This window comes from Bacillus cereus group sp. BceL291 (assembly GCF_051776705.1).
Taxonomy (GTDB): Bacteria; Bacillota; Bacilli; order Bacillales; family Bacillaceae_G; genus Bacillus_A; species Bacillus_A cereus.
Genome location: NZ_JBPWAP010000131.1, coordinates 1 through 8574 on the forward strand (window position 1 = coordinate 1; position 8574 = coordinate 8574).

Sequence of the window (8574 nt, forward strand, 5' to 3'; positions counted from 1 at the left end):
TTTTGTATTAAAAAAAGAAAATGCAGGATAAGGAGAGGGATACAGTTGTGTCTACGTGTATTAGTCAAAGCCTGTTAGAATAATTTTTCATTGTGTACAGGGTTGTGGCCACAATTGAAAAAGGTAATACGTTTTGTGGTTACAAAATATTTATAAGGTCTATGTTACTAATGTTTTGATGTAGCATTACTAATAGATCCGATTGATTAAATAATTAATGTTTGTGGTAATTAGCGAGGAATAGCGAAGATTAGGGAAGACAGTTTTTGAAGTATATTGGAGCGAAGCATGAAGATTTTTATACAAGTAATTGTTATAAAAAAATCAAAATGAAATGGCAGCAGGACTAAATTCAGGGTAGTTGGAGGTTTAAATACGGATATAGTGCTTGGGTTTCAAGAAGAGATAAGTATATATTTAGAGATTCTATAGAAAAAATGTTTTTAATATTTGTCGCAGAATTAGTGCTTACGCCCTAGAGGTTATGTTAGGTATGGCGAGCATTCGGCCTTAGGCGGATGCGCGCCAGGGATAGTTAAGCGTTAAGAGGATGAAAAATATTAACAAGGTAGTTATCTATAGAGGTATTTAATATATAGTTGGATTTAATTGTGAGTTATAGAAGATATAGCCGATATAACTTCAGGTATAAAGGTAGAATGTTTAAAAGAAGGAACGATGTATATATTCATCAGAGTACGCAAAATCACTTCTGAAAGGTTTGAAATGTGAATCGGTAGATGGGAATGGAAAGCCTGTAAGAAGCCGTAGCAAGGCGAAGGAGTTTTATTTAGAAAAGTTTTTTGGTTTGTAAAAAGTTTTTTAAATAAAAGTTGATGTCCCGTAGGGTTGCCTAAAGGAATAGTAAACCAAGCTATTGCGTACTCCCAAACATTGTTTGGGGGACACCCGCTGTGAGCGTAAAGGGTGTGGGAATATCCCACATATAAAAAATTTTTGTGTCCCTTTTTTAAAAAGGACGGTTTAATTTTGTGAAAAATACGGGACGTGAAATTTCATTGTGATTTATAAAGTTTATATAAATTATAAAACAAGGAGTTATATCGGTTATATCGAATGTAAATTTGTGAGGTGATTGCAATGGTTGTTATATATCAAACAACAAAACAAGCAGCACAAACATTAAATATTAATCATACAACTTTTAAAAAATATTATGGTATGTTTGAGAGATATAACGGATATAACTTCTTAAGAGATTCAAAAGGACAGGTAATGTTTAGTGAATATGATTTAGAAGTATTTAAGAGGTTATTATCAGTTAAGGCGGAACCAGGAAGGACTATAGAAGAATCTTGTAGAGTTGTTGGTGAAGAGTTTGGTATTTTGAATAAGAATCAAGTTATAACCGATATATCTCCTGAAAATGGAGGGGATAACAAGGCGATTGAAGAGTTAAAGGAATTGATTTTAATGCAGAATAATAAAATCGATGAATTAACTATTAAATTAAATGAACAATCAAATCAAACTAAGATGATTGAAACAAGCGTTGGAGATAGAGATCAGCAATTAGTTAGATTAATGAAAGAAATGTTAGAAGTGAAAAGAATGGTGGCAGCAAGTAATAAAAAAAGATGGTGGCATTTTTTAAAAGATAAATTTAGCCGATAAGGCTTTTTTTATTTGTTTTTTTGTTAAATATTTCTTGTTTATATGCTATTTTTAAGATAATATTAGTAACAGAAAGAAAAAATAGTGGTGTCATTTTGGATTCATTATTGTATTGTATATACAATACAATAGCACCGTATATACAAAATCTCTTTTTTAATATGTAAAATATGTTTTTGCATATGCGAATTGCACTTTTACATATTAGATTTGTGGATTTTAGTATTAGTTTTTGTAATAAGGAGGCTTTTTTTATGGAAAATGAAACAATTCAAGAAAAGAATAAGAGGAGACGTGTCCCTGTTAGGTTTTCTGAAATTACGGCACAAAAGTTAGATGATATGTCTGAGCGCTACGGAATGTCAGTGAGTGCTTTGGTGAATTTTATTGTTGGTCAGTGGTTAGACAATAATTATGATATTAAAGATTACACTAGAGAAAAAATGATACCGGCAATGATGGAAAATGTAGAACCTCAAATGGAATCTATGCTTCAAAATCCATTGATAGCTGGAATGTTCAAGGAAATGGCTGAACAATTTGTTAAGGCTTCTAAATAAAGGAGGGATTTGTATGGAAGAATTATTAACGAAAATTCTAGAAAAACTAGATGATGTTGATAAAAAGGTAGATAAAGTAAGTGGTGATGTGCAGGAATTAAAACAAGAATTAAAAGCACATCGAATGGAAATAGATGATAATTTTACGAAGTTATATAAGTTAGTTGAGGATAAAGATGTTGAGATTGATGTTTTGAATAAACGTGTATTTAAAAATGAAACAACAGTTGAAAAATTAAAGAGACAAAAACATTAGGATTTATATGTGCTTATTTTTAAAGAAAGAAGATATTTAAGGGGAATGATATCTTGCAAAATATTAAAGAGATAAAGAAATTAATTAGGAAGAATCCTGGTAAATATACAAGCATCTCTACAACTGAAGATGGTGATTTTGAAGGGGTTTTATTGAGTGGATTTTTTGCAAAGCAAGTTATGAAATTGGCTTCTCAATCTAATCATATTTCTCATGATTTTAATTCAAATGATTTTAGATCTTCTGATCTAAATTTAAAAGGAGTTTTTCTTTTTAATGGTACTGGAGTTCATTTTGTTTTTTATGAGGGTCTTGAATCTATAAGGATTTATGATTCGCCAATGTTTGAAGAGGATTCTAAAGAGATGTTTGAGTATTTTAAAGAGTGGTTACATGCACATTCTTGATATTTACTTTAGTAAACGTTGTAAGAATGTAATAAAACATATTTAACAGTTTACTGTGTAAATGGGCACTTTGTGGAATTGCTTAGAGAGAGGTGTTGTTATGGATTTAAGAACGTATTATGAGAATGTTATTAATGAATTAGAAAGTATTTTATTGTCTTCAGAAAAGGTTTGTGAAGACAATTTTTTAAAGATTGAACAATATTTAAGTAATAAATCTTTTACTGAAAATGATATTGACTATATTTTTTATCATTTAGATAATCTTGAGTGTTTAGTAAAAGATCGTGTTTTTCTTGAAGATGGTTTAAAAAGATATAGAGAAAAGTTAGATAAAGTAAAGAAGTAAATTCATAATTTAATGTAGTTTCTACTTAACTAGTTAATAATAATAGGGTTATTGTCGCACTTTTTATTCGTTCTCTTAGAAAGGTTGTTTTTTATGGCTTTAGATATTGCTAAGTGTGGTCGGCGGACCATTGTATTACGCGAAAAAGCTACTGGTGATGTTATGATCCGAAGAATGTCCTGTAATCAGCTCTCTTGTCCTGTATGTGGTCCGGTCATTGCAGCGCGCTTACAACTTCGAATTAAATATTTTTCTCAGCATGAACGTCTATTCTTTTTTAATACTATTACTTCTAAGGATGGTATTGATGATCTGGAGAAGATTTTTAAAAAGATTCGTACAGAATTGTCTAGTGATTTTACGATTGAAGGATATATGAGACGTAAAAAAGTTAGTTATGAGAAAGCTTTAAAATGGTATGAAAAGAAAAAGAAAAAAATGATAGATTTTGATATTGATGTTGAACTTGCAATTTATTCAAGAAAAAATGCAATTTTTGAAGTTGCAAATTTAAAAAAGGTATATTATAACCGTTTAAATGTTAAACAAAAAATTGCATTCCATAAGAAATATAATCATTTAGTAGACAAGTTATTTCCGGCTATTCATGAAGTTAATAAGCGAGATGAAATGTTACATAAACAGTTCTACGAACGAATTTCAAGACGTTTTGAAGAGAATGAATTTGAAGATTTTAAATTTATTCGGGTAGTTGAGTTGCATGAAAGTGGACAACCTCATTATCATTTTTTATGTAATCGTTATGTTTCTCATTATTTAATGAAGAAGATAACAGTTAAAGGTGTAAGTGAGGTTTATGATAATGCGTATATTGTGGATCATGCTATGGAGAGAAATAAAACTCTTACATATGACACTGTAGATACTGATATTATTTCTTTTTATGTATCGAAAGTTACTAGATATGTTACTAAGGAGACTATAGAAACCTTTTCTGAATTGGAAAAGGAAGGTGATATAGCGAAAAAGCTTATTACCTCGAGTAAGTCTATTAAATTATTTGATGATAAAGATGATGAGGAATCAAAATTTAAAAAACTAGGAGTATATGATTATCAAATTAATGCAACTAGTTATGATGTACCTAAGATATTAGAAGGTAATGTGGAAGATTTTATTAAGTTTCATTCGGTAATGCTTAGGGATCAATATGCAATTGATTTATTGAAATTTTCAAAGTCATTGGATTTAGATGATTTTATAAATTGTAACTATGTAATTCATGAGCGTTTAATTCAAGTTTCAGTTGCTGAATATAAAAATAAGTTATCGACTGTTTTTGATGAGACTGATTTAACTAAAGAACAATTAGAGTTATTAAAATCTTTTGTAGAAAATAAAATTACATTATTGTTAGGACGAGCTGGTACAGGTAAAACTTATACTTTAGTTAATTTGTTGAAAAAATTAAAGCCTAATCCACGTACAACTTTTATTTTAACGTATACAGGTAAAGCGTCTGTACGAATTAAAGAATTGTTGAGTCAACATGAATTAACCGAATACAAGCCTATGACAGTTCATAAAGCATGTTCATCTAATTGGAATTCGAATTTTTTAAAGAATGAGTATAATAACTTAGAATGTGAGTATTTGATTATTGATGAAGTAGGTATGATATCAAGAGATATTTTGATGAAAGTATTATTAGCTGTTCCTAGTTATACAAAGATTATTTTTGCTGGTGATGATGCTCAACTTCCACCTGTTAATGATTCTTCTGTAATTCCTGAATTAGAAGGTTTAGATTTTATAAATACTATAAGACTTACAAAAGTTTTTAGAAGTGGAGATACTGTGTTAGAGCTTGCATATAAAGTTTTAAATCGTGAATTAATTGATTTTAGATTATATGATGAAAAACAATTAGAAAAACTAGTTTTACCACTTGTGGAACAGGGGTATCAAATTTTAACAAATACAAAAAAAATGACTAAGAAAATTAATTTAATAGTTCAAGCTAATAAGGATAAAATTACGAAGTGTTTTAATGATTATTGTTATGAAATCGGTGATAGAGTCATGATCATTGCTAATGATTCATCTAGAAGGGTTTATAATGGTGATACTGGTAAAATTGTTGATCATGATGATAAAGGTATTTTAATTCAATTGGATTTTGAAGATAGGCAAGTGTTTTATAGATATTTAGATACAGTTAATATTGTACCAGCTTATGCATTTACAGTTCATAAATCTCAAGGTAGTGAATATGAGAATGTGGCGGTATTTTTAGAAAGTCAGCCGAAATTAAATACTAATAATTTATTATATACAGGAATTACAAGAGCGAAGAAAAATATAAAAGTTTATGTGCCGGATGAAAAGGTTTTATCGACTATGATAAATTGTGTTCCAGAACCGGTTTCGAATATAACATTAAATAATGTTTTTGATTTAGTAAATGGGATTTTAGATATAAAAAAAACATCTTCAATGGGCTGAAGATGTACAAAAATGTAGATTCTTCAATGGGTTGAAGAATCATAAGACTGAAATGATTGTTAAAGAATCTAATTGTATTATATATGTAATTTGTAGCATGGTCTATTTAATTTAATTTTTCGGAAGGATTTGTTGTTTATGTATGGTGCTTATTTAGATCCAGAAGATAGGGATAGAATAATGGGTAGTTTGTCTGATGAACAACAAGAGTATTTACGTATTTTTTTGAAGAGAGGTAATCAGACAGCATTCTCTAGTGTGTTAGCTAGATTAAAAGGTGGCGAATCTGAAGAGGATGCTGAACATATATCTACTCAATGGATGTTTATTGAGTATATTGATGCAGGAAAAGTTTCGAAAAATCATCCGTGTGAGTGTGGTCGTCCTTTACGTTATCAATATATTGTTAAGAATTTAGTGACTAATAAAATTTTAAAGTTTAGTAAGGATCACTTTAAAAAACATACAGGTTTACCTTCTAGTATTGTTAAGGCAGTTTTGAAGGGAATGTATAAGATTGATTGTGAGTTAGATGAAATTTTGATTAAAATTTCATCTGGTTGGTCTTTATTTGAGAACTTAGGAATGGATTCTATTCCTAATGATTTGATTATGCCTATAGATATTAGAGAGCATTTAGAATTAGATTTACCTTTATTAGAACGTCAGGTTATGAGATTAAAAGGTGATTTGAGAAGTTATAATTTATTAAAGAAGAATATTGTTGAGAAAAATGATTCTGTAGATTTTGAAATAAACGAGGAAAGAGAAGAAGGACAAGTTTCTTTGTTTGATGAAGACATTGTTTTTGGATTTAATTTAGATGATGATAATGTTCAAACTATACGAAGTCAGCCTGTGAAAGTGAAACCTGTTTCTATTGAGAAGAACATTTCGTATCAATTTTTAAGTTTTGTTGAACAAGAATTTATTTTGCAGTTTATACAAAATGTTAATTCTGTAAGTGTGAGACAACTATGTGAATTTATGATTAAAGAGGTTGGCTCTTTAGATAAACGTTATCTTACTGGAAAGCCTCATATCTACGTTCACGTTTGTAGTTATTTAGATTTTTTAGTCACTCAAGGCAAGTTGAGCTATATTGAGAATTTAGATTATATTGATCGTATTTATTATATAGAATCAGATATTAGTTAGAAGGGATATGTATATTATCCCTTCTATTTTTTTATTTATTTAATCCTTTTCTTATAAGTTCTAGAATTGTTGCTGTTCTAGTAGAAATTCCGTTTTCTTTTTTGTATTCGTCAACTTTTTTTAATATTGATTGTGGGATTCTCATTTCTACTCTTTCTTTTTTATCTGTCATTATTATCACCTCTTCTTGTATTGTACGGAAAAATATCGTATAATACAAATTGTACGGAAAAAAACGTATTTTTTACGTACAAAAAAATGAAAATCAAAGGGGATTTTATTATGTTAGAAGACAAATTTTTAGAATCTAAGATTAAAAAATTAACTAATCAAAATGTAGTGGTTTTTACTGATGATGAGATTATTGAAGGAGTCCTCTTGGATAAGGATACTGGAGAAGAACGTTTGTTTGAAGTTTTTCGTAAGATTTGGGGTAAGAATTTTGCTTGGTTTGGAGAAGGAATTTATATTCAATGTGAAGATACAGTGACGTTTCGTGATTATGATGAGGTAGATAATATATTTAAGAAATAGTTCTATATAAATTTATATTAAATGCAGATTATTTATAGAAGAGCATAAGGTTTTTTTGCTATCACTAAAGGTGACAGGTTAGACAAAGCCTAACAAAAACGTGATATCATAAATATAAGAAAATCAATGGAGTTTCAATGTGTTTCCAATGGGTTTTCACTGTATATAATATGCTATTGGAAATTGGTTTTTTTGCTTTTAGATTGATAATTCTTGTAAAAGATAAAATGAAATTCCATTTATAAATGTTGTATATTTTAATAGTTTTATAGGAGTTTTTAAGAAGAGGTTGATGAGGATCAATGCACAGCAGCCATGTGCATTATTGTATTAGCGAATAAAAAAAACGATATGTTAACGTTACCCAAAAGGATAGCTTTAACATATCGTTTTTTTTTATTTTTATGCCTACTACGGTAAGGCTACACCAATTTTTTAGTTCCAATTAAGGTATGGATACTCCAAAATTAATCATCATTCTTTTGTTTTATGTTGTTGCGAAGGTGAATGAGTAACAACTCCGCTGAATATGAATCTGTTCTTTTTGTTTATGTTATTGCGAAGGTGAACAGAAAAAAACTTCGCTGAATTTCGTTTTTATTTTACCACAAATTCAATTTTTTGGTGCATTTTTAGTGACCACTAAGTGCCACCAAATGACCATCAGAATGAAAAAATGACCACCCAGTTACCACCAATTAATAAATAGGCGTCCCAGTTTTCGTGGTCGTTTAGTGGTCATTTTTGGCGCATACAAAACGCATACTTTTAATTTTTTTCACATACAAAACGCATATAAAATGACCAAAAACGCATACAGAACGCATATGAGTAAAAAAAAGACGTCCCACTTTTTTGGGTTAAAAAAACGTTGATTTAAAGGGGCGTAAAGCGTGCTACAAGGGACACAAAATGTGCCACAAAAATGCTTTAAACGTACACAAAACGGGCTACAAAGCCCAAAAAGGCATCCCGCAATTCACAAACTAGAAACCCAATAGGCTCAGCCTATTTCACCACTTTTTTTATAAAGTGGGATTCGGTTTCCTTATGCTCTTCTTTAAAAAAGGTTTATATGGCTTTTTAAGCTGGTAAATATTTTGTATTAAAAAAAGAAAATGCAGGATAAGGAGAGGGATACAGTTGTGTCTACGTGTATTAGTCAAAGCCTGTTAGAATAATTTTTCATTGTGTACAGGGTTGTGGCCA

Annotated in this window: 9 protein-coding genes; 8 read left to right on the forward strand and 1 reads right to left on the reverse strand. The window is 29.6% G+C overall.

Going from position 1 to position 8574, the window contains the following annotated elements; translation table 11 throughout:
* The first annotated feature begins 1101 nt into the window (after positions 1-1101).
* The 7 genes from ACS2CR_RS32495 to ACS2CR_RS32525 all read left to right on the forward strand — a co-directional run bounded on the left by ACS2CR_RS32495 (position 1102) and on the right by ACS2CR_RS32525 (position 6831).
* A complete protein-coding gene (locus ACS2CR_RS32495; RefSeq protein WP_042991737.1) occupies positions 1102-1635 on the forward strand; it encodes a DUF3967 domain-containing protein in 534 nt (177 codons plus the stop codon).
* 254 nt (positions 1636-1889) lie between these two features.
* Positions 1890-2195 (forward strand): hypothetical protein, encoded by a 306-nt coding sequence (locus ACS2CR_RS32500; RefSeq protein ID WP_042991738.1) that lies wholly within the window; start codon positions 1890-1892, stop codon positions 2193-2195.
* Positions 2196-2208: 13 nt separating this feature from the next.
* The gene (locus ACS2CR_RS32505) at positions 2209-2451 is read left to right on the forward strand and encodes a hypothetical protein (RefSeq protein WP_050062460.1); all 243 of its coding nucleotides are present in this window, start codon (positions 2209-2211) and stop codon (positions 2449-2451) included.
* Between the two features lie 53 nt (positions 2452-2504).
* Positions 2505-2858: a hypothetical protein gene (locus tag ACS2CR_RS32510; RefSeq protein WP_322471607.1), complete on the forward strand. Its 354-nt coding sequence runs from the start codon at positions 2505-2507 to the stop codon at positions 2856-2858.
* A gap of 100 nt (positions 2859-2958) precedes the next feature.
* Positions 2959-3207 carry a hypothetical protein gene (locus ACS2CR_RS32515; RefSeq protein ID WP_042991741.1) on the forward strand — a complete coding sequence of 83 codons (249 nt, stop codon included), beginning with the start codon at positions 2959-2961 and terminating at the stop codon, positions 3205-3207.
* 93 nt (positions 3208-3300) lie between these two features.
* Positions 3301-5673: an ATP-dependent DNA helicase gene (locus tag ACS2CR_RS32520; RefSeq protein WP_438906136.1), complete on the forward strand. Its 2373-nt coding sequence runs from the start codon at positions 3301-3303 to the stop codon at positions 5671-5673.
* Positions 5674-5811: 138 nt separating this feature from the next.
* Positions 5812-6831, forward strand: coding sequence for a DUF3895 domain-containing protein (locus tag ACS2CR_RS32525; protein WP_438906137.1), 1020 nt, complete (start codon positions 5812-5814; stop codon positions 6829-6831).
* A gap of 31 nt (positions 6832-6862) precedes the next feature.
* Here the strand turns inward: ACS2CR_RS32525 and ACS2CR_RS32530 are convergent, their stop codons facing one another.
* Positions 6863-7003, reverse strand: a complete 141-nt coding sequence (locus tag ACS2CR_RS32530) for a hypothetical protein (RefSeq protein ID WP_322471606.1) — start codon at positions 7001-7003, stop codon at positions 6863-6865.
* A gap of 110 nt (positions 7004-7113) precedes the next feature.
* Here ACS2CR_RS32530 and ACS2CR_RS32535 point away from each other — a divergent pair, with 110 nt between their 5' ends.
* On the forward strand, positions 7114-7365 hold the full coding sequence (locus tag ACS2CR_RS32535; RefSeq protein WP_000888627.1) for a hypothetical protein: 252 nt from the start codon (positions 7114-7116) through the stop codon (positions 7363-7365).
* The last annotated feature ends 1209 nt before the right edge of the window (positions 7366-8574 follow it).